The 23229-nt window shown below is 71.8% G+C and carries 22 protein-coding genes; 8 read left to right on the top strand and 14 right to left on the bottom strand.

From position 1 onward, the window contains the following. Positions 1 to 33: 33 nt before the first annotated feature. The 9 genes from H5965_RS37710 to H5965_RS37670 form a co-directional block, all read right to left on the bottom strand. Positions 34 to 1302, bottom strand: coding sequence for an RICIN domain-containing protein (locus H5965_RS37710; RefSeq protein WP_310975825.1), 1269 nt, complete (start codon positions 1300 to 1302; stop codon positions 34 to 36). Positions 1303 to 1330: 28 nt separating this feature from the next. After that, positions 1331 to 3157: a glycoside hydrolase family 3 N-terminal domain-containing protein gene (locus tag H5965_RS37705; protein ID WP_310975824.1), complete on the bottom strand. Its 1827-nt coding sequence runs from the start codon at positions 3155 to 3157 to the stop codon at positions 1331 to 1333. A gap of 121 nt (positions 3158 to 3278) precedes the next feature. Then, a complete protein-coding gene (locus tag H5965_RS37700; protein WP_310975823.1) occupies positions 3279 to 4052 on the bottom strand; it encodes a tyrosine-protein phosphatase in 774 nt (257 codons plus the stop codon). Positions 4053 to 4092: 40 nt separating this feature from the next. After that, entirely contained in the window at positions 4093 to 4593 is a 501-nt protein-coding gene (locus H5965_RS37695) for a YbaB/EbfC family nucleoid-associated protein (RefSeq protein ID WP_310975822.1), read from the bottom strand. After that, on the bottom strand, positions 4590 to 4979 hold the full coding sequence (locus H5965_RS37690) for a YbaB/EbfC family DNA-binding protein (protein WP_310975821.1): 390 nt from the start codon (positions 4977 to 4979) through the stop codon (positions 4590 to 4592). The genes H5965_RS37695 and H5965_RS37690 overlap by 4 nt, the downstream gene beginning before the upstream one ends. Continuing rightward, the gene (locus H5965_RS37685; protein WP_310975820.1) at positions 4979 to 6088 is read right to left on the bottom strand and encodes an NlpC/P60 family protein; all 1110 of its coding nucleotides are present in this window, start codon (positions 6086 to 6088) and stop codon (positions 4979 to 4981) included. The genes H5965_RS37690 and H5965_RS37685 overlap by 1 nt, the downstream gene beginning before the upstream one ends. Then, the gene (locus H5965_RS37680) at positions 6085 to 6414 is read right to left on the bottom strand and encodes a hypothetical protein (RefSeq protein WP_310975819.1); all 330 of its coding nucleotides are present in this window, start codon (positions 6412 to 6414) and stop codon (positions 6085 to 6087) included. Before H5965_RS37680 ends, H5965_RS37685 begins: the two co-directional genes overlap by 4 nt. Before the next feature lie 110 nt (positions 6415 to 6524). Next, positions 6525 to 7271 carry a thioredoxin domain-containing protein gene (locus tag H5965_RS37675; RefSeq protein ID WP_310976045.1) on the bottom strand — a complete coding sequence of 249 codons (747 nt, stop codon included), beginning with the start codon at positions 7269 to 7271 and terminating at the stop codon, positions 6525 to 6527. Positions 7272 to 7337: 66 nt separating this feature from the next. Next, positions 7338 to 7844: a MauE/DoxX family redox-associated membrane protein gene (locus H5965_RS37670; RefSeq protein ID WP_310976044.1), complete on the bottom strand. Its 507-nt coding sequence runs from the start codon at positions 7842 to 7844 to the stop codon at positions 7338 to 7340. A 76-nt stretch (positions 7845 to 7920) separates the two neighbouring features. Here H5965_RS37670 and H5965_RS37665 point away from each other — a divergent pair, with 76 nt between their 5' ends. The 5 genes from H5965_RS37665 to H5965_RS37645 all read left to right on the top strand — a co-directional run bounded on the left by H5965_RS37665 (position 7921) and on the right by H5965_RS37645 (position 16180). Then, positions 7921 to 8751, top strand: a complete 831-nt coding sequence (locus tag H5965_RS37665; RefSeq protein WP_310975818.1) for a glutamate ABC transporter substrate-binding protein — start codon at positions 7921 to 7923, stop codon at positions 8749 to 8751. Next, complete coding sequence (gene hrpB / locus H5965_RS37660; RefSeq protein ID WP_310975817.1) at positions 8748 to 11132, top strand: ATP-dependent helicase HrpB; 2385 nt, start codon at positions 8748 to 8750, stop codon at positions 11130 to 11132. The genes H5965_RS37665 and hrpB overlap by 4 nt, the downstream gene beginning before the upstream one ends. A gap of 70 nt (positions 11133 to 11202) precedes the next feature. Continuing rightward, the gene (locus H5965_RS37655) at positions 11203 to 12117 is read left to right on the top strand and encodes an ATP-binding cassette domain-containing protein (protein WP_310975816.1); all 915 of its coding nucleotides are present in this window, start codon (positions 11203 to 11205) and stop codon (positions 12115 to 12117) included. Next, positions 12114 to 12899: an ABC transporter permease gene (locus tag H5965_RS37650; protein ID WP_310975815.1), complete on the top strand. Its 786-nt coding sequence runs from the start codon at positions 12114 to 12116 to the stop codon at positions 12897 to 12899. Before H5965_RS37655 ends, H5965_RS37650 begins: the two co-directional genes overlap by 4 nt. Before the next feature lie 314 nt (positions 12900 to 13213). After that, entirely contained in the window at positions 13214 to 16180 is a 2967-nt protein-coding gene (locus H5965_RS37645) for a tetratricopeptide repeat protein (protein WP_310975814.1), read from the top strand. 24 nt (positions 16181 to 16204) lie between these two features. On the opposite strand, the gene H5965_RS37640 is transcribed toward H5965_RS37645, so the two are convergent. Beyond that, on the bottom strand, positions 16205 to 16747 hold the full coding sequence (locus tag H5965_RS37640) for a TetR/AcrR family transcriptional regulator (protein WP_310975813.1): 543 nt from the start codon (positions 16745 to 16747) through the stop codon (positions 16205 to 16207). 50 nt (positions 16748 to 16797) lie between these two features. Between H5965_RS37640 and H5965_RS37635 the strand changes: the two genes are divergently transcribed. After that, positions 16798 to 17931 carry an FAD-dependent monooxygenase gene (locus H5965_RS37635; protein WP_310975812.1) on the top strand — a complete coding sequence of 378 codons (1134 nt, stop codon included), beginning with the start codon at positions 16798 to 16800 and terminating at the stop codon, positions 17929 to 17931. Here H5965_RS37635 and H5965_RS37630 read toward each other — a convergent pair. Beyond that, entirely contained in the window at positions 17876 to 18550 is a 675-nt protein-coding gene (locus H5965_RS37630) for a response regulator transcription factor (protein ID WP_310975811.1), read from the bottom strand. The two genes, H5965_RS37635 and H5965_RS37630, sit on opposite strands and share 56 nt — an antisense overlap. Further along, on the bottom strand, positions 18547 to 20118 hold the full coding sequence (locus tag H5965_RS37625; protein ID WP_310975810.1) for a histidine kinase: 1572 nt from the start codon (positions 20116 to 20118) through the stop codon (positions 18547 to 18549). Before H5965_RS37625 ends, H5965_RS37630 begins: the two co-directional genes overlap by 4 nt. A gap of 646 nt (positions 20119 to 20764) precedes the next feature. Between H5965_RS37625 and H5965_RS37620 the strand changes: the two genes are divergently transcribed. Continuing rightward, positions 20765 to 20974 carry a hypothetical protein gene (locus tag H5965_RS37620; RefSeq protein WP_043776570.1) on the top strand — a complete coding sequence of 70 codons (210 nt, stop codon included), beginning with the start codon at positions 20765 to 20767 and terminating at the stop codon, positions 20972 to 20974. Further along, a complete protein-coding gene (locus H5965_RS37615; protein ID WP_310975809.1) occupies positions 20971 to 21735 on the top strand; it encodes a hypothetical protein in 765 nt (254 codons plus the stop codon). Before H5965_RS37620 ends, H5965_RS37615 begins: the two co-directional genes overlap by 4 nt. On the opposite strand, the gene H5965_RS37610 is transcribed toward H5965_RS37615, so the two are convergent. Both H5965_RS37610 and H5965_RS37605 read right to left on the bottom strand, forming a co-directional pair. Continuing rightward, entirely contained in the window at positions 21717 to 21938 is a 222-nt protein-coding gene (locus tag H5965_RS37610; protein WP_310975808.1) for a hypothetical protein, read from the bottom strand. The two genes, H5965_RS37615 and H5965_RS37610, sit on opposite strands and share 19 nt — an antisense overlap. An 8-nt stretch (positions 21939 to 21946) precedes the next feature. Further along, positions 21947 to 23071: an anion permease gene (locus tag H5965_RS37605; protein ID WP_310975807.1), complete on the bottom strand. Its 1125-nt coding sequence runs from the start codon at positions 23069 to 23071 to the stop codon at positions 21947 to 21949. Between the last annotated feature and the right edge of the window lie 158 nt (positions 23072 to 23229).

Below are 23229 nucleotides of genomic sequence, written 5' to 3'. Positions count from 1 at the left end.
CGGGTGAGAACCCGCCTTGCCACGCACGACCCGCTAGGCGACCTTGAACGACTGAGCGGCGCTGCCGCTGCAGGCCGCCTGGACCAGCTGGACGCTGTCCGCGGTGGACGATCCCGGCACGGTCAGGCACTTGCCGCTGTGGCGGGCGACGAAGTGGTAGTACCCGCTCCCCTCGGACACCGGCTGCCACTGCTGGTTGGCGCCGCCGCTGTAGGACCACAGCTGCAGCCCCGCGTTGTCCGCCGTCGACACGTCCGTCACGTCGATGACCTGGGCGGCGTTCGTCCGGTTGGTGATCCGGTCGAAACCGCCGCTCGTCGGGGCGAACTGGTACTGCTGGGCCGTCGTTCCGTTGCACGTGTACTGCTGGATCACCGTGCCGTTCGCACTGCCGGCCGCGCGGGCGTCGATGCACTTGCCCGACGCCTTGTTCGTCACCGCGTACCAGGCCGCCGGGTCGATCGTGCCCGGGTCGGTCGGGCCGGTCGAGCCGCCGCCGAGCCACTTCAGGCCGTCCAGCACGAACCGGTTCTGGTCGGCGCTCTCGAACGTCGACGACAGCGCCGTGTTCGTCTCGTAGTTCATCGCGTTGTGGCCGAAGTTGGCGTACAGCATCTTGTAGTTCTTGTTCGTCCACGCGATCGGGTAGTAGCCGCTGTACCAGGTCTGGTTCGGGTCGGTGCCGATCGGGAACGTGGACTGGTCCATCGACGCCAGGATGGTGATGTTGCCGTTCTGCCGCAGGTCGTTCTGCCAGGCGTACCACTCCGACGTCGACGACCGGATCGTCGCCGGCAGGTTCGCCGTCGACGGGTGCGTGCGGTTCTCGATCTTCAACGTCTCCGGCGTCGGGCCCCAGGTGTTCGACGTGAACCGGCCGGTGCCGAGGAATTCGTTGTGGAACCAGTTCGCGTACGACGGCGTAGAGCTGTCGTTGTAGGCGGTGACGTGGAAGCCGAAGAACCCGCCGCCGTTCTGCATGTAATTCTGGAAGCCCTGGAACTGGGCGGCCGACTGCGGCTGGTCGTCGAGGAACAGCACGACGTCGGCGGTGGACTTGGTGAGGCTCGTGAGCCGGTTCCAGTCGGTCGTCGCGGTGTAGGTGAATCCGTTGGCCGCCGCCTGCTGCGGGAACCAGACGTTGGCTTCCTTCTCGAAGCTGATGTGCGCGGCGTCGTAGCTGCCGCTGTAGAAGGCCAGCACCTTGAACGGCGTCGCGGCGTGCACCGCCGGAGCACCGAGCGAAAGTCCTAGGCAAGCGGCGAAGAAGGCGAGAATTCTGAGCAGGGGACGGCGGGGCATGCGTGTTCCTTCCGGTGGGGGACGGGGATCACCAGTGGCGCGAGTAGTGCAGGCCGAAGCCGAACGGGAACAGCGCGGGCTTGCCGTCGCCGGCGTTGATCGGCTGCTGGTCGGCGCTGCGCATCCAGGTCACCGGCAGCTTGCCGGTCGGGTTGTAGTCGCCGAAGAGGACGTCGGCGACGCCCTGGCCTTCGCTGCCGGGCAGCCAGGATTGGACGAGCCCGGCCCAGTCCGGCAGCTGCGCGGCGATGTCGAGCGGCCGCCCGGACACCAGCACGACCACCGTCGGCACGCCGGAGTCCTTCAGCTTCTGCAGCGTGGCGAGGTCGGTCGCGTCCAGGCCCATCCCCTGCGGCCGGTCGCCCTTGCCTTCGGCGTACGGCGTCTCCCCCACGACCGCGACGGCGACGTCGTAGCTGCCGTCGATCCCCGTGCCGTCCTTGGCGAAGGTGACGTCCGGCGACTTCTGCCGCATGCCCTGGACGATGGTGGTGCCCGGGATGACGGGCCCGCTGGTGCCCTGCCAGCCGACCGTCCAGCCGCCGGACTGGTTGCCGAGGTCGTCGGCGCTCTTGCCGGCCACGAAGATCTTGCTGCGCTGGGAAAGCGGCAGGACGTGGTGCTCGTTCTTCAGCAGCACCTGCGATTCCCGCACGGCCTGGCGCGCGAGCTCCCGGTGCGGCCTGCTGCCGATGGTGGCCAGGAACCGCCGGTCGGTCAGCGGGTGCTCGAACAGGCCGAGCTCGAACTTCTTGGTGAGGATGCGCCGGTTGGCGTCGTCGATCCGCGCCATCGGCACGCGGCCCTGTTCGACCAGCGACCGCAGCGTGTCGATGAACTTCTGCCACTCGAAGGGCACCATGACCATGTCGATGCCGGCGTTGATCGAGGCCTCGACCTCTTCGGGCGTGAACCCGGACTTGCCGTCGATCTTGTCGACGCCGTTGTAGTCGGAGACGACGATCCCGGTGAAGCCGAGTTCCTTCTTGAGGACGTCGTTGACCAGGTACGAGCCGGCGTGCATCTTGACGCCGTTCCAGCTGCTGTAGGAGATCATCACCGAGCCGACCCCGCGCCGGATCGCGGCCTTGAACGGCGGCAGGTGGATCGCGCGCAGCTCCTGCTCGCTGAGCTCAGTGTTGCCTTCGTTGACCCCGCCGGTGGTGCCGCCGTCGCCGACGTAGTGCTTGGCGGTGGCGAGGACCGAGCCGGGCCGGTCCAGCCGGTTCCCCTGCAGCCCGGTGATGATCGACGTCATTTCGGTGGCGAGCTGCGGAACCTCGCCGAAGGATTCGTAGGTCCGGCCCCACCGGTCGTTGCGCGCGACGCACAGGCAGGGCGCGAAGTCCCAGTCGATCCCGGTGCCGGACACCTCTTCGGCGGTGGCGCGCCCGATCTTCTCGACCAGCCGCGGATCGCGCGTCGCCCCGAGGCCGATGTTGTGCGGGAAAACGGTGGCGCCGTAGAGGCCGTTGTGGCCGTGGACGGCGTCGACGCCGTAGATGAGCGGAATGCCCAGCGGTGTGGCGAGCGCGGCCTTCTGGAAGCCGTCGTACATGTCGGCCCAGGTGATGGGCGTGTTCGGCGTCGGCTGCGAACTGCCCCCGGAGAGCAGCGACCCGAGCCGCCCGGTGGTGACGTCGGCCGGGCTTTTGACGCCGAGCCGTTCGGCCTGCATCATCTGGCCGAGCTTGTCGTCGAGGGACATCCGCGAGAGCAGATCGGCCACCCGGACCTTGACCGGGCGCCAGGAATCCTTGTAGGCGGGGCCGTTTCCGGCGAGCGCGGGCGTTTCCGAGGTGAGCAGCAGGCCCACGGCCAGCGCGCCGATGCCCAGCCTGCGTCCGAGGCGCATCCGGGTCCTCCTCGTCGAGAGACCAAAATTCACGCCTTGGATTAAGGCACAGCAGTACGCAGCTGGTCCAGACCTCTCAGCGAACTCGGTTTCCGCTCAGCGGGACCGCCGGCCGAAAGCGCTACCCGGCCAGCCGGGTACGGACGGCGCGGAGTTCACTCCCGGTGACACCGGCACCGAGCAGGTACCGCTCGACGTCGAAACCATCGAGAGTCGCCAGCACGGCCCCTTCGAGCGTGGTCCCGTGCTTCGCCAGGGCTGCCCGGATGAACGGCCCCTGGTCAGCGGCACCCATCGCGGCGACCAGCGCCGCAGTGGCTTCGGCCGACAGGGCGTAGTCGGCGGCGATCGCCCGCGGTTCGACGTCGGCCAGTGCGAGCAGCAGCAGCGTGACCAGGCCCGTCCGGTCGCGCCCCATGCCGCAGTGGAACAGCACCCCGCCGGGATCGGCGTGGGCCATCGCCTTGACGACCGCGGCGCAGCGGCCGGCCTTCTCCCGGAGGAAAACCGGGTAGTAGAGCGGGGAGCCGTTGAGCCCGGCACTGTTGATGTGCTGCCAGAGCGCGAGGTCGTCGACGTCGTCGAGCGGGACTTCGAGCCGCGCGATCCCGGCCGGGGTGACCGGCCCCGCGGTGTCCGGGGTGAACTGCGCCGAACCCGCGAGCGCGGTCCGGGCGTCCGTCGCGGGCCGGATCTCGTCCGCGTTCCGGAGGTCGACGACGGTGCGGACCCCCGCGGCCCGCGCCTGCGCCCAGCCCTCGCCGGTGACGAACCGCAGGTCCGCCGCCCGGAAGAAGGCCCCGAACCGGGTCGTCCGTCCGGACGTCGTCGGCAGCCCACCCAGATCCCGCGTGTTGTGGAAACCCGGCCAGGCAACCACCCTGCGAGTGCTCAAAGTGTCGGCCCCCTCCGGTAGCGTGGAAAACGGGGGCTGCTCACCGATCCGAGCGCAGCGAAGCCGGGTCGAAGCTCTCCCAGTAGGCGTCCTCGTCTTCGACACTCGAAGCGAGAGAAGCGGGAGCGGCAGCGGGCGCGGACCCCAGCCGCTCCTCCCGCAGCCGCTGGAACTCCTCGACCGTCATCCCCGGGTCGTCGTCCGCCGCCCGGGCCGGCGCCGGCATCCCCGTCATCTGCTCGATCATGAACGTCATGTCCTCGCCCACCAGCAAGGCGACCTTGTTGTACCCGTCTTGCGTGGCCTCGCGCATGGCCGCCTGGGCGATCTCCACCACCAGCGGCCCCAGGCCCTCCCCCAGCTCGACCGCCGACGGCGCGAGCCACAGCCGCAGCAGCTTCCCCCGCGCGTCCACCGTCACCTCGACCTGCCCGTCGCGGTCGTGCGCCGTGCCGGAAGCCGACGCCAGGAGTTCCTCGACCCGGGACATCGCCTCTTCGCGCGCCCGGGCCTGGGCGATCAGCTGACGGGTCGTGATCACCGCTGTCCCTCTCCGTACGAGTACGTCTCGGCGTCCGGGTCGTCGTCCGGGATCGGCTGGTAGCCCAGGGTTTCCAGCTGTTCCGCGGGAACGGCCGAGGACAGCGCGTGGTACATCCGGTCGCCCGCCCGCCGGGTCGCGCGCTGGGCCAGCTCGAAGATCCGGTCGGCCAGCACCGCGGACCCCTGCCGCAGCTCGGACCGGTGGATCGACAGGCCGGTCAGCAACCCGCCCGGCGCCACCTGGACCTCGATGCCCCCGGACGCGGCCTTGCCCACTACCGGGCCCGAGCGCTCGAGCCGCGCGGAAACCTCGGCGCCCGCCCGGGACGCCTGCTCGGCGATCCGCGCGGACGCCAGTTCGACGTCGAAGTCAGCCAAAGCCATCACCCCGTGGGCCGGTAGAAACCGATGAACGACTGTCCCGCGTTCGTGGTGCGGATCTTGCTGATCTGCACCGGGTCGCCCGCCTCGATCATCTGGCCGTCGCCGATCACCATCGCCACGTGACCGGACCAGACGACGAGGTCGCCGGGCAGCAGCTGGTCGATCGAGGGCACCTCGGCCCCCACCGTCTGCTGCGCCGCCGTCCGCGGCAGCTGCAGGCCGGCGTCCTGGTAGGACGTCATGGTCAGCCCGCTGCAGTCGAGGCCGACACCTCGGGCGGTGCCGCCCCAGACGTACGGCACGCCCAGCTGCGCGAGCGCGTTGCGCACCGCCTTGGCCGCGGTTTCGTTCGGCGCCATCACCTGCTTGCCGCCGGGCAGGTTGATCGCGACGCCGCTGCCGGGCTGCGGCGGGATCGCGACCGGCAGCCGCGGCTTGTGGACGGCGCCGCCGCCCCCGCCACCGCCGCCGCCGCCGTCCGATCCGCCGGAGTACCCGCTGTTGCTGTTGAACGACGACCCGACCTTCGTCGAGGACGCCGAAGAGGACGACGTCGCCTGCTCCTCGCCGCCGAGGCGGGTGCCGATGGCGGTCAGGTCGTTGATCGTCTGCTCGCTGAACGTCGCCGCCTGGCCGGTGAGCTGGCTGATCTTCGTCTGCAGCTTCATCAGGATGTCGCGCGAGGCGGCGCCGCGGCTCTCCGGCGGCTGGATGGTCTTGACCGCTTCCAGCGCCTTCATCGACGCCGCGATCTCCTTGATGATCTGGTCGCGGACCTGGTCGTTCTTGATCTCGCCGACGTGCAGCGTCTCGGCCGCCTCGGCGACGGCCTTCTCGATCTCGGCGCTCTCGTCGAGGAGGTCCTGGACCTCCTTCTCCAGGCTCTGCGACGTCGCCGTGGCGCGGTCGGTCGTCGAGCCGGAGGTGGCCGAAGCCAGGTTGACGCGCTGCTCCGACGCGACGTCGCGGGAGCGGCCCACCGACGTCTGCAGGGCGTGGTGCGCGTCCCGCGCGCCGCCGATGGCCGCCGGGTCGTGGCGCAGTTTCTGCGCGAACTGGTTCGTCGTGTCCAGGTGGTGCCGGACGAGCTGGTCGGTGTGCTCGGTCACGAATCGCCGCCGAGCCGCCGGAGGACATCGCCGTGTTCGCCTTCGACCGCCGCGTAGTTGCGATCGGTCTGCCGCGCGGCCTCGCCGACCTGCCCCCAGCCGCCGCCGACGCGGTGCAGCTTCTCCTGCAGCGCGCGCATCCGGCCGCTGTAGGCGCCGGAGAAGCCGGACTCGGTGCCCATCTCCGAAAAGCCGTGGCCGCCGAGCGTCACGTGCGGGCCTACGTGCTTTTCGGCCGCGCCTTTGACGTCTTCGCCGAGCGGGTCGACTTCGCGCGCGTACCGCGTGTACGCGCCCTCATCGACGTGAAACCCCGAACCGTCCACTGGCCCTCCCTGTCACCAGGGGTGCGACGTGCGCGTGACACCCCCGGTTCCCCTGCTCAGGGAAACAGCCTAGTCGACCACCCGGACCCGAGTGGGCGAATTGCCCGGAGTCAGCCGGTGACCTTGGCGAGCCAGCCCGGGTCCTGCCAGGACACGATCGAGCCGTTCGCGGTGACCGTCGGCGTGCCGAACCCGGACTGCCCGCCGCCGAAGTCCTGCGCCAGCTTCGGGTCGTTCTCGATCTGCTGGAACGCGGTGTTCAGCTGCTGGTCGTAGGTGCCGGCATTGACCGTCTGGGCGAACGCCGGGTCGGTGATGCCGACGTTCTTGCCGAGCTCGATCAGCTGCGCCTTGTCGTAGCCGCGCTTGCCCTCTTCGGGCTGGTTGGCGAACAGCGCGTCGTGGAACTGGAGGAACTTGCCGGCGTCGGCCGCGGCCAGCGCCGCGTTCGCCGAGTCGAGCGAGTAGCCCGGCGGGCTGGAGCGCTCGTTGAGCAGCGGCACCATGTGGTAGCGCACCTGCAGCTTGCCGTCGTTGATCGCCTGCTCGATGTCGCTCTTGTACTGCTTCTCGAACTCGCCGCAGATCGGGCAGAGGAAGTCGGCGTAGACGTCGATCGAGGCCTTGGCGCCCGGCTTGCCCACGGTGACGACCACGCCGTCGCGCTTCTGCGTGACGTCGCCCGCGAGCGAGTTCGTCGTCTTGCCCGCGTCGATGATCTGGCCCTCGGTCCGGTTCCGGTCCGCGATCGTCCAGATCACGCCGCCGATCACCAGCGCGGCCACGACGACTACGGCCCCGATCCCGATGATCCACTTCCGCCGGTCCCCGGACGTTCCCCTGGCCTGCGCGACCACGTTCGAACCGGCCTGCGCCGCCTGACGGCGTTTCCGCGCGGTCCGTTCAGCTCCACCCACTGTGTATCAGTTCCCTTCCGCGATACCCGAGTAGTCGTGCCCGGGCTCGCCCGAGTTCCCGCGACCTCGCGCCAGCCACCCGTCGAGCGACAGCCACGTGCGCGGCCGCACCACCAGCCAGCCGGCCAGCAGCGCGAACCCCGTGTCGCGGAGGATCTCCTGCGGGTACTCGGTCTGCCCCGCCGCCACCTGCCCGCCGCCGCCGAAGCACCCGCAGTCGATGCTCAGCCCGCGCGCCCACGACTGGGCGATGCCGGCGATGAGCACGACGAGCAGCCCCAGCGCGGCCGCGGCGGCCCACCGGGTCGCCAGGCCCGCGAGCAGGAGGAGCCCGAGCACGAGTTCCACGAGCGGCAGCGCGATGGCCACCACGTCTTCGAGTGCGTCCGGCAGCACCTCGTACGCCTGCACGGCGATCAGCGTCTGGCCGGGATCCGCCAGCTTGAGCGCACCGGAAACGAGCCAGACGGCCGCCAGCCCGAGCCGGGCGAGCGTGCCGACGGTGTTCAGCACGGGTTGGGACGGTCGCACCACGCACTTAGGCTAACGGGGGGACCTGAGAACAACGTGAGGCGGAGGGAGCGGCCGGATGCGGTGGCGCACGCTCCTCGGCTCGGCGTTGCTGCTGGTCACGGCGTCGGCGTGCGGTCCGGCGAAGGTGTCGCCCACGGACTCGCTCGTCACCCGGGCGAGTGCCACGGATCACCTGACCATCGGCATCCGGTTCGACGCGCCGGGGCTTTCGGAGCACACCATCGACGGCCGGTTCGTCGGGTTCGACGTCGATGTCGCGACTTTCGTCGCGAGTGAGCTCGGTGTCCCCGCGAAAGACATCACGTGGCGCGAGACGACGTCGGCGACGCGGGAGACCGACCTCACCTCCGGCGCCGTCGACCTGGTCGTGGCCAGCTACTCGATCACCGACAAGCGCAAGCAGGTCGTGTCGTTCGCCGGCCCGTACTTCACCACCGGCCAGGACCTGCTGGTGCGCCGGACGTCGGCCGACATCGCCGGGCCCGAGGCGCTCAACGGCCGCCGGCTGTGCTCGGTGACCGGGTCGACGCCGGCGCAGCAGGTGAAGGACAAGTACGCCCAGGCCGTCCAGCTGGTCGAGTACCCGCGGTACTCCGACTGCGTGACCGCGCTGCTCGCCGGGCAGATCGACGCGGTGACCACGGACGCGGTGATCCTCGCCGGGTACGTCGCCCGCGACCCGGAGCTGCTGAAGATCGTCGGGAAGCCGTTCTCGAAGGAGAACTACGGCATCGGCCTGCGCAAGGACGACACCCAGGGGGTGTCCGCGGTCGACGACGCGATCCGGAAGATGATCTCCTCGGGCGAATGGCTGCGCTCGCTCAACGCGAACATCGGCCCGTCCGGCTACCAGCTGCCCCCGCCCCCCGAGGTCACGTCGAAGTGAAGCTGCCCGACCTGCCGGTCCGGTCCGTGCTGCCCGACGTCGTCGCCGCGCTGGACGCCCGTGGTGCCGCGGTGCTCGTGGCGCCGCCCGGCACGGGCAAGACGACGCTGGTCCCGCTGGCTCTGGCCGCGGCGAGCGAGGGCCGGGTCGTGGTCGCCGAGCCGCGCCGGCTGGCGGCCCGCGCGGCGGCGGCGCGGATGGCGGCGCTGCTGGGTGAGCCGGTCGGCGAGACGGTGGGTTACGCGGTGCGCGGCGACCGGAAGGTGTCGGCACGGACCCGCATCGAGGTCGTGACGTCGGGGCTGCTGGTCCGGCGGGTGCAGGGTGACCCGGAGCTGCCCGGGGTGTCGACGGTGCTGCTCGACGAGTGCCACGAGCGGCACCTGGACGCGGACCTGCTGCTGGCGCTGCTCCTGGACGTCCGCGCGGGGCTGCGGGAGGACCTGCGCCTGCTGGCGACGTCGGCGACGGTCGCCTCCGGGCGGCTGGCCGCGTTGCTCGGCGACGCCCCGGTGGTCGAGGCCACAGCCCGGACGTACCCGGTGGAGTTCTCCTACGTCCCGCCGGCCCGCGGTGAGCGCATCGAGGCCTGCGTCGCCCGGGCGGTCCGGACGGCGTTGTCCTCGGGCGAGGGCGATGTGCTCGCCTTCCTGCCCGGAGCCGGGGAAATCGCCCGCACTTCGAGCTTGCTGTCTTTGTCCGATGTGGACGTTCTCCCCCTGCACGGCCGGTTGTCGGCGGCGCACCAGGACGACGCCCTGCGGCCACGCGACCGGCGCCGGGTGGTGCTGGCGACGGCGGTGGCGGAGTCGAGCCTGACGGTCCCGGGCGTGCGCGCGGTGGTGGACTCGGGCTTGGCGCGGGTCCCGCGCGTCGACCACCGGCGCGGGTTGCCGGGTCTGGCGACGGTGCGGGTCTCGGCCGCGGTGGCCGCGCAGCGGTCCGGCCGCGCGGGACGGGAGGCGCCGGGGCGGGCGTACCGCTGCTGGGCCGAGCACGAGCAGGCGACGCTGCCGGCGTACCCGGAGCCGGAGATCCGCACGGCCGAGCTGGCCCGGCTGGCCTTGGAGCTGGCGTGCTGGTCGACCCCGGACGGCAGCGGGCTGGCCTGGTGGGACCCGCCGGGCGAGGGCGCGCTCGCGGCGGGCCGGGCACTGCTGGTGACGCTGGGCGCGACGGCCGAGGACGGAACGGTGACCCCGCGCGGCCGCCGGATGGCGGAGCTGGGCTTGCACCCGCGGCTGGCGCGGGCGTTGCTCGACGGGGCGGCGGAAGTGGGCGCTCGCCACGCGGCGGAGGTGGTGGCGCTCCTGGACGCGGGCGCGACGCTGACGGACGTCAACGCGGAGCTGCGCCGCCTGCGCTCGGCGGGCGATGAGGGTTCGCGACGCTGGAAGCGGGAGGCGCGACGGCTGGAGGGCTTGGTTTCGGCTCCCTCGGCAGGCCGGGCCGACCCCGCCCTCGTCGTCGCCCTCGCGCATCCGGAGCGGCTGGCTCGGCGGCGTCCGGGTGGCGCGCCCGTCTACCTCATGGCCGGCGGCACCGCTGCCGAACTCCCGCCCGGCAGCGGCCTCGACGCCGAGTGGCTCGCGATCGCCGAAGCCACCCGCGATCCCGGCCGCGTCCACGGCACCATCCGGCTCGCCGCGGCCGCCGACGAATCCCTCGCCGTCCGCGCCGGGCAGGTGTCCGAAGTGGACGAAGTGACCTGGGACGGCGATGTCGTGGCCCGGCGCGTCCGCAAGCTCGGCGCCATCGTCCTGTCCGAGAAGCCGCTCAAGGACGCCGACGTCCACGACGCCCTCGTCGCCGGCCTGAAAGCCGAAGGGCTCGGCCTCCTCAGGTGGAGCCAGGACGCGACCCGCCTCCGCGAGCGGCTGGCCTTCCTGCACCGTGTCCTCGGCCCGCCGTGGCCACCGGTCGACGACACCGCCCTGCTGTCCGATGTGGACAGCTGGCTGGACCTCGGCACGGCCCGCCGGAAAGCCGACCTGGCGAACATCAACGCCGGTACCGCCCTGAAGGCCCTCCTCCCCTGGCCGGAAGCGGCGAAACTCGACGACCTCGCCCCGGACCGCCTCGAAGTGCCGTCGGGGTCGCACATCCGCGTCGACTACCGCGGTGACCAGCCCGTGCTGGCGGTCAAGCTCCAGGAGACGTTCGGCTGGACCGAAACCCCGGTGATCGCCGGCGTCCCGGTGGTGCTGCATCTGCTCTCCCCCGCCGGCCGCCCGGCCGCGATCACCGCCGACCTCGCGTCGTTCTGGACGTCCGGCTACCCGGCCGTCCGCGCCGACCTGCGCGGCCGCTACCCGAAGCACCCCTGGCCGGAGGACCCGGCCGGCGCCGTCCCGACCCGGCACACCCGCCGCCGCACCTGACGAAAGTCGGGGGCGGCCCGCGACCGTCGTCCGATGCCCGCGCACCCCCGCGGGCCGCAGACTTCGACGCATGATCACACTCAGGGGACTCACGAAGCGCTACGGGGAGAAAACCGTCGTCGACGCGCTCACCTGCGACGTCCGACCGGGCCAGGTGACCGGCTTCCTCGGCCCCAACGGCGCCGGGAAGTCGACGACCATGCGGATGACGGTCGGGCTCGACCACCCGCAGGCGGGCGAAGCCCTGGTCGGCGGGAAGCGGTACGCGGAACTGCGGCACCCGCTGCGCGAGGTCGGCGCGCTGCTCGACGCCAAGGCCCTGCACCCCGGCCGCAGCGCCGGCAAGCACCTGCTGGCCATGGCCCGCAGCAACGGCATCGCGGCGAGCCGCGTCGAAGAAGTGCTGGCGACGGTCGGGCTGTCCGACGTCGCCGGCAAGCGCGCCGGTCAGTTCTCGCTCGGCATGGGCCAGCGGCTGGGCATCGCGGGCGCGCTGCTCGGCGACCCCGGAGTGCTGCTGTTCGACGAGCCGGTCAACGGCCTCGACCCGGACGGCGTCCGCTGGGTCCGCCAGCTGATGCGCTCCCTGGCGGCCGAGGGGCGGACGGTGTTCGTCTCCAGCCACCTGATGAGCGAGATGCAGCTGACCGCCGACCACCTGGTGGTGATCGGCAAGGGCAAGCTGCTGGCCGACGCCCCGGTGGCGGAGTTCATCGCGGGCAATTCCCGCACGACGGTCTCGGTCCTCGTCCCGGCCGACGCCGAGCGCGCTTCGCTCGACGCGCGGTTGCGCGCCGAAGGCGGGCTGACGCACCCGGGCGAGCCGGGCGAACTGGTGGTGGACGGCATCGCCGTCACCCGCGTCGGCGACCTGGTGCACGAGCTCGGGATCCGGGTGCACGGCCTCGCCGAGCGGACGGCGTCGCTCGAGCAGGCGTACATGGAACTGACGGCTTCTTCGGTGGAATACGGGGTTTCGGCATGACGGCGGCAGTGGAAGTGCGAGGAGGCGGCCTGCCGGGCGCGGTGGCGGCGGAGTGGACGAAGTTCTGGTCGGTCCGCGCGACCTGGTGGTGCCTGGTGGGCGGAACGGCGCTGATGCTGTTCTACAGCACGGTGTCGGCCATCGCCCAGCGCATCGGCGACCAGCCCCAGGGCGCCCACACGATCGCCCTGGGCGGAGGTTTCTACCTGGCCCAGTTCGCGGTGATCGCCTTGGCGACGCTGTTCGTGACGAGCGAGTACGCGGGCGGCGGAATCCGTTCGACGCTGCTGTGGACCCCGGTCCGGCCCCGCGTGGCCCTGGCCAAGGCGGCGGTGGTCCTGCCGGTGCTGTTCGCGTACGGAGTGCTGCTGTCGTGCGCGGGAATGGTGCTGGCCCGCGTGGTGATGGACGGCCACGGCCTGCCGACGTCCCTCGAAGCGGGCTTCACGACGGCAACGGGCATGGGCGGCTATTTCGCCCTGCTCGGCTTGCTGTGCACGGGATTGGCGTGGGCGCTGCGCAGCGCGGCCGGGACGTTGGTGTCGGTGATCGTGCTGCTGGTTCCGCTGCCGCTGATCGTGGCCTCGCTGGGCCTGCCGGAGGCGATGCCGTACTTCCCGGGCATCGCGGGCGTGAACGCCATGGTGGAGGCGGGACAGCCGAACCCGATCACGATGACGGTGGCGCCGTACGCACCTTGGGTGGGTCTCCTGATCTGCGCGGCATGGGCGGCCGTGGCGCTGCTGGCGGGTACGGCGGTGCTGCGCCGCCGGGACGCCTGACGTCCGGGGCCGGCCGAGTCTCCTCGGCCGGACCCGGCCTCGTCAGCCGCCCAGGTGGCGGACGAGCACGTCGAGCAGGGTGCGGACGATTCCGGAGACGATCCCGGTGAGCACCGTGCGGACCAACGGGCGGGGCTGGTACCGGCGCATGACTTTCCTCCTCGTGGTGGTGACCGGCGTGCTGTCGACCACGATGGGGGACGGCGCCGTTCGGTAGGGTCGATCCCGGTGCGATCCGGATGGGCCGCGCTGCCGAGCTGGTGGGCGGGATTTCCGGGGTCCGGGATCCGGACGGTTCCGGAACAGGAGGGCCGGTGGACGCAGAGACGGGTCCGCAGAAGTGGTTCGCCGCCAAACTGGCCGAGCTGCTCGCAGCGGCCGGAAATCCGTCGCAGAAGCAGCTGCTGGCCTGCGTTCAGGACTACGAGTACGCGCTGACCAGGACTTCTCTCTCGGACCTGTTGGCCGGCAAGTTCAAGAAAGCCCCTCCGTGGGAGCGGGTCGCCGCGTACGCGAAGGCTTGCGTCGCCGTCGGGCGCGCCAACGGGGTCGACCTGTCCCTCGAAGCCACGCTCAAGCGGCTTCGCGGCCACCACCACACCTTGACGGAGTTCCTGGAGAACACCCCGCGGCCCCGGACACCGGACCCGCGGCAGGAGCGGCGGCTGTTCGGCGCGGTGCCGGTCCGGGCCGACGCGTTCCGGCACCGGGACGTCGCCGGGCAGCTGGCGGGCGCCGGCTCGACGAGCGTCCTCACCGGGCTGGGCGGGGTGGGCAAGACCCAGGTCGCCGCCGACCACGCCCACACCGCGTGGGACACGGGCGCGGTCGACCTGGTGCTGTGGATTCCGGCGCGCAGCCGCGACGCGATCATCGCGGCCTACACCGACGTCGCCGCGGATCTGCTCGGCGCGGACCCGGCAGCGCCGGAACGCGCGGTGCGGCGGCTGCTGAGCTGGCTGGCCGAAACCGCCCGCCGGTGGCTGATCGTCCTCGACGACCTCCAGCAGCCCGACGACCTGACCGGTCTGTGGCCGCCGCACTCGGCCTCCGGCCAGGTCCTGACGACCACCCGCCGCCGTGACGCCGCGCTGCGAGGGCACCGGCGGCAGATCGTCGAAGTGGGCCTGTACACGCCGTCCGAAGGGCTCGGCTACTTGACCGAGAAGCTCCCGGACCGCGCGCGCACCGACAGCGGGAAGGCGGAGCTGACGGCCCTGGCGGACGACCTCGGGCACCTACCGCTGGCGCTCGCGCAGGCCGCCGCGTACCTGATCAACAAGCCCCTGCTCGACACGGCCGGCTACCGCGGACGGTTGGCCGAACGCCGGACGACCTTGCGCGACGTGCTCCCGAAGGAGCAGGAGCTTCCGGACGAGCACGAACAGACCGTCGCTGCGACCTGGGCGGTGTCGATCGACGCCGCCGACCGGCTGGAGCCCGCCGGTGTCGCCCGGCCGGTCCTGGAGCTCAGCGCGCTTCTCGATCCCGCCGGCATCCCGCTCGCGGCGTTCACCACCGAGGCGGTCGCGAACCACCTCGCCGACCGCCTCGGGCGCGAGGTCACGGCCGGGCAGGTCGAGGCCGGGCTGGAGTTCCTGCACCGGTTCAGCCTGCTGTCCCTGGATCCAGCCGAGCCCCAGCGCGCCGTCCGGGTACACGCGCTCGTCCAGCGCGCCGTTCGTGACTCACTCGGTGAAGAGGCCCTGGACGACTTGGCGTGGGCCGCCGCGGACGCGCTGTCCGACGTCTGGCCCGGCATCGAAGACGACCACGAACTGCGCCGGGCCCTGCACGCCAACACCGTGGCCCTCCAGGAGACCGGCGAGCACGCGCTCTGGGACCCGGCCGGGCACCCGCTGAACTTCCGCGCGGTGGAGAGCCTCGGCGAGGCCGGTCTGCTCGAATCGGCCATCGCCGCGGCCACCCGGCTCCACAACCGCGCGCTCCGTTATCTCGGCGCCGATCACTCCGACACCCTCATCGCCCGCGCGAACCTCGCCACGTGGCGCGGGGAGGCGGGAGATGCCACCGGCGCCGTCCAGGTGCTCGAGGAGCTGCTCGCGGATCGGCTGCGGCTCTGCGGCCCGGTCCACCCCGACACCCTGACCACCAGAGCCAACCTCGCCGCCCGGCGCGGAGAAGCCGGCGATCCGGCCGGCGCGGCCGAAGCGCTCGGCGAGTTGCTCGACCTCCAGCTGCGCCTCCTCGACCCGGACGACGAGACCACCCTCATCACCCGCAACAACGTCGCCTACTGGCGGGGTGAGGCCGGCGACCCGGCCGGTGCGGCCCGGATGCTCGAGGAACTGCTGCCCGACTATCGCCGCGTGCTGGGGCCGGACGACCCGCGCACACTGACCGTCCGCAACAGCCTCGCCCGGTGGCGCGGCGAAGCCGGTGACCCCGCCGGCGCCGTCGAAGCGCTCGAGGAGCTGCTGGCCGATCGCTTGCGGATTCTCGGTCCGGACCATCCCCACACCCTCAGCACCCGCGCCGAGCTCGCCGGCCGGCGAGGGGCCGCCGGCGATCCCGCCGCCGCTGTCGAGGCGCTCGAGGAGCTGCTCGCCGACCACCTGCGCGTGGTGGGCCCCTCGCATCCCCACACGCTCAGCACCCGGAGCAACCTCGCCCACTGGCGCGGGGAAAGCGGGGACTTCGCGGCCGCCGCCCAGGCCTACGAGGAGCTCCTCGCCGACCAGGTGCGGCTCCTCGGTCCGGACCACCCCCTCACCCTCGTCACCCGCGGCAACATCGCGTTCTGCCGTGCGCAAGGACGCGACTTCACCGGCGCCGTCGGGGCCCTGGAGGAGCTACTCGCCGACCAGCTGCGGGTGCTCGGTCCGGACCACCCCCAGATCCTCCTCACCCGCAGCAATCTCGTGGCCATGCGCAGAGACGCCGGTGACACGGCCGACCTTGCCGAAGTGGCCCAGGAGCTCTTGGCCGACCAGCTGCGGGTGCTGGGCCCGGACCACCCTCGCACGTTGATCACCCGGATCAACCTGGCCGATCTGCGGGGCCGAGCGGGCGAACCCGCCGACGCGGTCGAAGAGTTGGAGCAAGTTCTCCGCGACCACCTGCGGGTTCTCGGCGGGGACCACCCGCAGACCCACAGCGTTCGCACCAATCTCGCCGCTTGGCGGGTGCTCTCCGGCGACCCCGACGGGGCCGCGGAGGAGCTCGAAGGACTGCTCGCCGACCAGGTGCGGGTGCTGGGACCGGACCATCCCCGCACCCTCGCCACCCGCACTTACCTGGCCGGACGAGAAGCCGGGTGATCCGTCCGGCTCGCGGCCGCGAGGTCACTCCACGCCGATTCCCGCGAGGATCTCCCGGGCGCTCGCTTCCAGCTCGGCCAGGCCGGGCGGCGCCAGCGAGCCTGTCCCCGCCAGCGCGCCGAAGATCGTCCCCTCCATCCAGTCCACCACGATCCTCGCGTGCCGCTCGGGGGCCGGCGACCCGGCCGCCTCCAGAGCGGCCGCCGCTTGGCGCCGGATCTGCAACCCGCCCTCGTCGTACACCGCGCGCAGTTCCGGCCGCCGCGTGGCCTCCAGCGCGAACTCGTACCGCGCCAGCATCCGCGTCCGTCCCGAAGTGATCGCGTCGAACGCGTAACCCGCCACGAATTCCGCCATCGAGCCCGAAGACCGCGGCGGCGCCTGGTCCAGCACCACGATCCGCGCGATCGTCAGCTCCAGCAGCGCCGCCCGCGTGCGCGCGTAGTACGACGTCGACCCGACCGGCAGCCCCGCCTCGCGATCCACCGCCCGATGGGTCAGCCCGCGCATGCCCTCCGCCGCGATCACGGAGATCGCCGCGTCGGCGATCACGTCAACCCGTTCCACGCATCGCACTCTACAGGTGTAGAGTCCTCTACAGATGTAGAGGAGGCGACATGCACGCGATAGTGGTCGGCGGCGGCATCGGCGGACTGGCGGCGGCCGCGGGGCTGCACCGGGTCGGCTGGACGGTCACCGTCCTCGAGAAGGCACCCGAGTTCGGCGACGTCGGCGCGGGCATCTCCCTCTGGCCGAACGCCCAGCGCGGCCTCGACGAACTCGGCGTCGACCTCGGAGACCGCCTGGCCCCGCAGCGGGAAGGCGGCTTCCGCGACCGGCGCGGCCGCCGGATCACCCGCTTCGACGCCGCCGAGTTCGAACGCCGGCACGGGCGGCCGCTCGGCGCGATCCACCGGCGGGACCTCATCGCCGCCCTGCGAGACGCGGTCCCCGCCGAGAGCTTGCGCACCGGCGAAGAAGTCACCGAAGTCCGCGAAGACGGCCTGGTCCGCGTAGGCGGCGAAGAACTGCGAGCCGACGTCGTCGTCGCGGCCGACGGCATCCACAGCCGGGTCCGCCACGCGCTCTTCCCGGACCACCCGGAGCCCGTTTACGCCGGCAGCACGGCGTTCCGCGGCGTCGCGCACCTCCCCGGCACCGGGCTGAGCACGAGCTTCGACCGCGGCACCGAGGTCGGCGTCCTGCCGCTGACCGGCGGCGACGTCTACTGGTGGATCTCGGCCCTCGCCGCGCCGGGCACCCGCCGGTCCGACCTCGAACCGGCCTTCCGGGGCTGGCACGACCCGATCCCGGCCCTGCTGGCCGCCACCCCGGCCGAAGCCGTGCTGCACCACGACCTGTACTACCTCGGCACGCCGCTGCCCACCTACACGCGCGGCCGGGTCGTGCTGCTCGGCGACGCCGCGCACGCCATGCCGCCGTTCCTCGGCCAGGGTGGCGGCCAGGCCATCGAGGACGCCGTCGTGCTCGCCCACGTGGTGTCCACACAGGACATCGACACCGCTCTCGTGCGCTACGACCGGCAGCGACGGCCCCGCAGCCAGCACGTCGTCCGCGAGTCGGTCCGGATGGGCAAGCTCGGCCCGCAGCTGACCAACCCGGTCGCGACCACCTTGCGCACGGCCCTGCTGAAGGGCCTGCCGGCCAGGGCCACGGCCCGCGTCGGCGCGGGGATCACGGGGTGGGCGCCGCCGCGTCTCCCCCGACCAGCCCCGCCTCGTACGCCGTGATCGCCGCCTGGACCCGGTTCTTCGCGCCGAGCCGGGTCAGGATGGTGCTCACGTGCGCCTTCACCGTGCCCTCGACGACGAACATCTTCGCCGCGATGTCCGCATTGGACAGTCCGGAACCCAGCAGGGTCAGCACTTCCCGCTCACGCGGGGTCAGTGCGGCGATCCGCCCGCGGGCCGCGGCCGCACGCGCCAGCTGTCCGCCGGAAAGCCGGGCGATCACCCGCTGCGCCACCTTCGGCGAGAGGAACGCGGCCCCGCCCGCGACGGCGTGCACGCCGGCCAGCAGCTCACGCGGGTCGCCCGACTTGAGCAGGAATCCGCCCGCGCCCAGGCTCAGGGCGCGCTCGATGTAGTCGTCCTCGCCGAAGGTCGTCAGCATGATGACGCCGGTCGCGGGCAGCAGCCGCCGGATCTCGGCGGCCGCGCCGAGGCCGTCCAGTCCCGGCATGCGGATGTCCAGCAGCACGACGTCGGGGTGCGTGGCGAGGACCTGCGAGACGGCCGAACGGCCGTCGGCGGCTTCGGCGACGACCTCGATTTCCGCGTCCGCGGCGATGATCGCCGCCACCCCCGCCCGCATCATCGCTTCGTCGTCGGCCAGCACGACCCTGATCACGATGCCCCCTCGGCGAACCTGTCCTTGGCGACCAGTCTCCCACCGGCGAAACACAGCCGGTAGGCGGCGTAGTCGTTGTCGAGCCACGACCTCCCCGTGCCGTAGTACTCGCAGGCGACCCCGGGCACGGCCGGCAACGGCGGCTCGCCCCGGTTCGGGCGGGCGACGCGCTCACGCTCGGGCAGCTGCGGAGCCACCTCGGCCCGCGGTTGCCCGATCCGCAGCCGCTCGTAGACGCCGGGCGGCAGTTCCGACGAGTTCCACAGGTACAGGAACGCGATCCCGGCGACCCCGAGCACGATCGCGAACAGCCCGAGCGGGACGGCGACCGCCTGGATCAGGCTGCGCCGCACATCCCGCCGGGCCAGCTCGAGGGCCCGGGCCGACGTCGACGGCTCGCCATCGTCATCCGGAGAAGCGCCCAGTTCGGCCGGCTCGGCTCCGTGCGGCAGCATCGCGGCAACACCGAACCCACCGGCGGCGTCGGGCCCGGCCCGCAGCGTGCCACCGACGAGCCGGACGCGCTCGCGCAGCCCGATCAGCCCGACGTGCCCGGAAGCGGCCCCGGGCAACGGCCCGGCGGGCGGCGCCGCGTTGACGACACTGACATCGGTCCGCGCGCCGGAACTGGTCACCCGAACCGTGACGGCGGCGCCCGGAGCGTGCTTCGCGACGTTCGTCAGAGCTTCCTGCACGACGCGGTAGGCGGCACGAGCCACCATCGGCGGCGCGTCCGCAGTGTCGACTGTGGACTCGATCAGCAACCCGGACGCTCGTGCCCGAGCAATCAGCTCGCCGAGATCCCCCTGCACCGGCTCGACCGGCGCGGCGTCTTCCCGCAGCACGCCGATGATCTCCCGCAACCGCTCGGTCGCGGTCGCGGCACTGGTCCGCAGCTGCGCGGCGGCGTCGCGCTGGGCGTCGTCGAGCCCGCTCGCAACCTCCAGAGCGGCGGCCCGGACGGCGATCAGGCTCAGCTCGTGCCCGAGCGAGTCGTGCATGTCGCTGGCAATCCGCGCACGCTCCCGCAGCCGAGCCTGCTCGGCGACCAGCCGCTGCCGGCTCTCCATTTCCTCGGCCCGGCGCCAGCCCGTGCGGGCCAGCTCACCGCGGACCCGCACGTACCGGCCGAGCAGCCACGGCGACAGCCCGGCGAAGACGAGGATCGCGACCATAGCCGCCCAGTCCCCCAGCCCGTCCGGCCCGAAGACGAGGGCGATCGGCAGCCCGAGGATCGCAATGGCAGTGCCGGTCAGAATCCCGGGCCGCGCCCGGGGCATCCGCAGCCCAGCTTGGTAGCTCATCGCGACGAGGACGAAGACCACCCATACAGGCACGTGATCGCCGTACGGGAACGGAACGGCCAGCGCCCCGGCCAGGGCGATGCCGAGCGAGAGGGCGGGATACCGCCGAGCGGTCACAACGGAGCCGGCGACGACGAGAAGGCCACCGACCAGCTCCGCGTAGGAACGGGCATCGAGCGTGCCGACGACAACGGTGAAGGCGAGGAACAACCCGAGGGCAACGTCGAGCGCCACCTGCCACCTACGCTTCGTCACCGTCCGCACGATCCGAAGCTACAAGCCGCGACGACGGTCGACCACTGCCGAAAGTCAACCGTCAAGGCTTGCCGACGACCGCGGCGTCAGCGCCGGGACAGCGCGAACGCGGAGCACTTTCGTGAGCACTGCTCTCGAATCTGCGCACCGCTCACGACGATGACGTGAGCACTGCTCTCGATTCGGAGCACCGCACCGAAGCGACGGCAAGCGGCGCCCAAACACCAGCCGCCGACCGCGGCTGTGGGCGGCACGCACCACCAGCACATGCCGCTACGCACCGCTAAGCCCCAGCGCATGCCGCCACACGAGAGCAGTGCTCTCGATTGTGCGCACCAACTGCATGTCCGGCGAGAGCGGCGCTCTCGTAACAGAGCAGCGCTCTCAAAGCTGAGCACCGCTACCCCTCAAAGCGAGAGCAGTGCTCACAACGGCGAGCACCGCTCCGTCACGCAACACGCCCACACAGGGCGAACACTCGCCGCCAAGGACGGCGGGCATCCCCGCCCGCATGGACGGCAGGCAGGCCTCTCGCGGACACGAACCGCGGGCAGCCCGCCCGACACGAACGGCAGCCCCTCCCCGACACGGGCGGTGGGCGTCTCGACGCACATATCCGAGCAGCCGCGCCGACTGTGTTGCATGATGATCCACCATGGCCGAGCGCACACTCGCCGATCAGTTGGGCGGCTATCTCCCCGAAGGCATCGAGGCCCTCGAAGAGCACGAGCGGCAGGACCTCGCCAACGCCCTGCGCGACGCGCGCAGGCGGCAAGCGAAAGCGCTCGCCGAAGCAGGCGAAGAAGGCCTTCGGTACGTCCCCGCCCTGCTGCGCGGCGCCGTCCGGAAGGCCGTGGGCCTGTGACACCCGACAAACCCACCGCGGCAAACTACGCAGCCGAGGCCGAGATCCTCAAGCTGGCCCGCGTCCTCGACGTCGAGCCCGCGCGCCTCGCATACCTCGCCCGCGTCGATGCCGACGATCTGCAGGCCTTCCGCGAGCAGGTCACCGACACACTCTTCGACGCCAACGCCGCCGCCCTGCAGCGGATGGCTCTGGCCGCTCGGGTCGTGCCCGTCGGGGTGCTCGCCAAGATTGCCGAGAAAGTGTTCGGCCCGCTTCTGTGCGCCCGGATCGCCGGGCTGGTCGACGTCGGGCGGGGCGTCGATGTCGCCAAGCGGCTCAGTCCGCACTTCCTCGCCGAGGTCGCCGCGGAGCTCGATCCGCGGCGGGCGAGCGCGATCATCAGCCGGATCCCGCTGGACACCGTCCTCGCCGTCGCCGGGGAACTGGCGCGCAACGAGGACTGGATCACCCTCGGCCGGTTCGTCGGGCACCTGCCCGACCTCACCGTGCGGCGGGCCCTCGAACAGATCGACGACCCGTCGCTGCTGCGGATCGCCTTCGTGCTCGACGACAAACGCCGCATCGATCACGTCGTCGGCCTGCTTCCGGCGCACCGGCTCGGGCGGCTGGTCACCGCCGCCGGCGACGACGAAGACCTCTGGGCGCCGGCGCTCGACCTGCTGACCCACCTCAGTGAGGCGCGGCGGGCAACGCTCAAGCCGATGCTCGCCGGCCTGCCCGAGGGGTTCCGGGACCGCGTTCAGGCGACGATCAAGTAGATCCCGTAGCCGACGATCGCCGCGCAGAGCGCGAAACAGATGACCGCTCCGGCCAGCGGGGCGGAACCCGAGCCGCCCGCCGCGCGGGCCGAGTCGCGCTGCGAAAGCCCGACCACGCCGAACGAAAACAGGCTCGTCAGGACGACGACCGCGCCCAGCGCGACGAGGAAGACGAGACCGAGGGAACCCCAATCGATGTGCACGGCGCTCCTCAGGCGTTGGCCGGCTGGGCGGCCGGCTCGGAGTCGGTGATGGAGTGGGCGCCGACCGGGTTGCGCTTCGACGCGAGGTAGATGCCGAGGGCGACGACGACGCCGGCCAGGCCCACCAGCACGGTGCCCCAGGTGCCGAGCGTCGAGACCTCGGCGGCGACGGCGCCGACGATCGCCGCGGCGGGCAGCGTCAGCGCCCAGGCGACGACCATCTTGCCCGCGACGCCCCAGCGGACTTCGGCGAGCTTGCGGCCGAGGCCGGAGCCGATGATGCCACCCGAGCAGACGTGCGTGGTCGACAGCGCGAAGCCGAGGTGGGCCGAGGTGAGGATGACCGCCGCGGCGCTGGTCTCCGCCGCGAACCCTTGCGGCGTCTGGATTTCGGTGAGCTTCTTGCCCATCGTCTGGATGATCCGCCAGCCGCCGAGGTAGGTGCCGAGCGCGATCGCGAGGCCGGCGGTCAGGATCACCCAGATCGGCGGGCCGGAGTTCGGCGCGAGCGAGCCGGACGCGATCAGCGTCAGCGTGATGACGCCCATGGTCTTCTGCGCGTCGTTCGTTCCGTGCGCGAGGGACACCAGCGACGCCGACGCGATCTGGCCGGCCTTGAAGGTCCGGCCGACCGTGTCCTGCTTCGCGCGCGCGGTGATCCGGTAGACGAGGAAGGTGCCCAGCGTCGCGACGATCCCGGCGACGATCGGCGAGGCGAGCGCCGGGATCAGCACCTTCTCGACGACCTTCCCGAAGTGGACGGCGTCGGAGCCCGAGGCGATCCAGGTCGCGCCGATCAGCCCGCCGAACAGCGCGTGCGACGAACTCGACGGCAGCCCGATCAGCCAGGTCACCAGGTTCCACACGATGGCGCCGACGAGCCCGGCGAAGATGATCACCGGTGTCACCTTCGTGTCGTCGACGATCCCGCCGGAGATCGTCTTCGCGACCTCGACCGAGAGGAACGCGCCGACGAGGTTCAGGACGGCCGAGACGGCGACGGCGACTCTCGGTTTGAGGGCCCCGGTGGCGATGGAGGTGGCCATCGCGTTGGCGGTGTCGTGGAAGCCGTTGGTGAAGTCGAAGGCCAGCGCGGCGACGATCACCACCAGCACGATCAGCGAGAAGTCCATGGGCGGCCCACTTTCGTTGCTGTTCGTTAGCAACGCTACTGATCGACAGGGACGGCTCCGATCCCTGTCGTGTGACGGCTTACTGAACTCTCCGTGAACCGGGGTGAGGAAAACCCCACCAAGACTCGGTGGTTCACCGCAATGTGCCCGCCCACCCC

Origin of the sequence: Amycolatopsis sp. 505, from assembly GCF_031625235.1 — a bacterium.
Classification (GTDB): Bacteria; Actinomycetota; Actinomycetes; order Mycobacteriales; family Pseudonocardiaceae; genus Amycolatopsis.
Note: the sequence above shows the minus strand (reverse complement) of the source record. Positions and strands in the feature narration are given on the sequence as shown.

Excerpts from the sequence above, each read along its gene's own strand:
- H5965_RS37665 (WP_310975818.1), top strand. The coding sequence starts at position 7,921 with ATGCGGTGGCGCACGCTCCTCGGCTCGGCGTTGCTGCTGGTCACGGCG.
- H5965_RS37690 (WP_310975821.1), bottom strand. The coding sequence starts at position 4,979 with ATGGCTTTGGCTGACTTCGACGTCGAACTGGCGTCCGCGCGGATCGCC.
- H5965_RS37650 (WP_310975815.1), top strand. The coding sequence starts at position 12,114 with ATGACGGCGGCAGTGGAAGTGCGAGGAGGCGGCCTGCCGGGCGCGGTG.
- H5965_RS37710 (WP_310975825.1), bottom strand. The coding sequence starts at position 1,302 with ATGCCCCGCCGTCCCCTGCTCAGAATTCTCGCCTTCTTCGCCGCTTGC.
- H5965_RS37620 (WP_043776570.1), top strand. The coding sequence starts at position 20,765 with ATGGCCGAGCGCACACTCGCCGATCAGTTGGGCGGCTATCTCCCCGAA.
- H5965_RS37705 (WP_310975824.1), bottom strand. The coding sequence starts at position 3,157 with ATGCGCCTCGGACGCAGGCTGGGCATCGGCGCGCTGGCCGTGGGCCTG.
- H5965_RS37605 (WP_310975807.1), bottom strand. The coding sequence starts at position 23,071 with ATGGACTTCTCGCTGATCGTGCTGGTGGTGATCGTCGCCGCGCTGGCC.
- H5965_RS37655 (WP_310975816.1), top strand. The coding sequence starts at position 11,203 with ATGATCACACTCAGGGGACTCACGAAGCGCTACGGGGAGAAAACCGTC.
- H5965_RS37635 (WP_310975812.1), top strand. The coding sequence starts at position 16,798 with ATGCACGCGATAGTGGTCGGCGGCGGCATCGGCGGACTGGCGGCGGCC.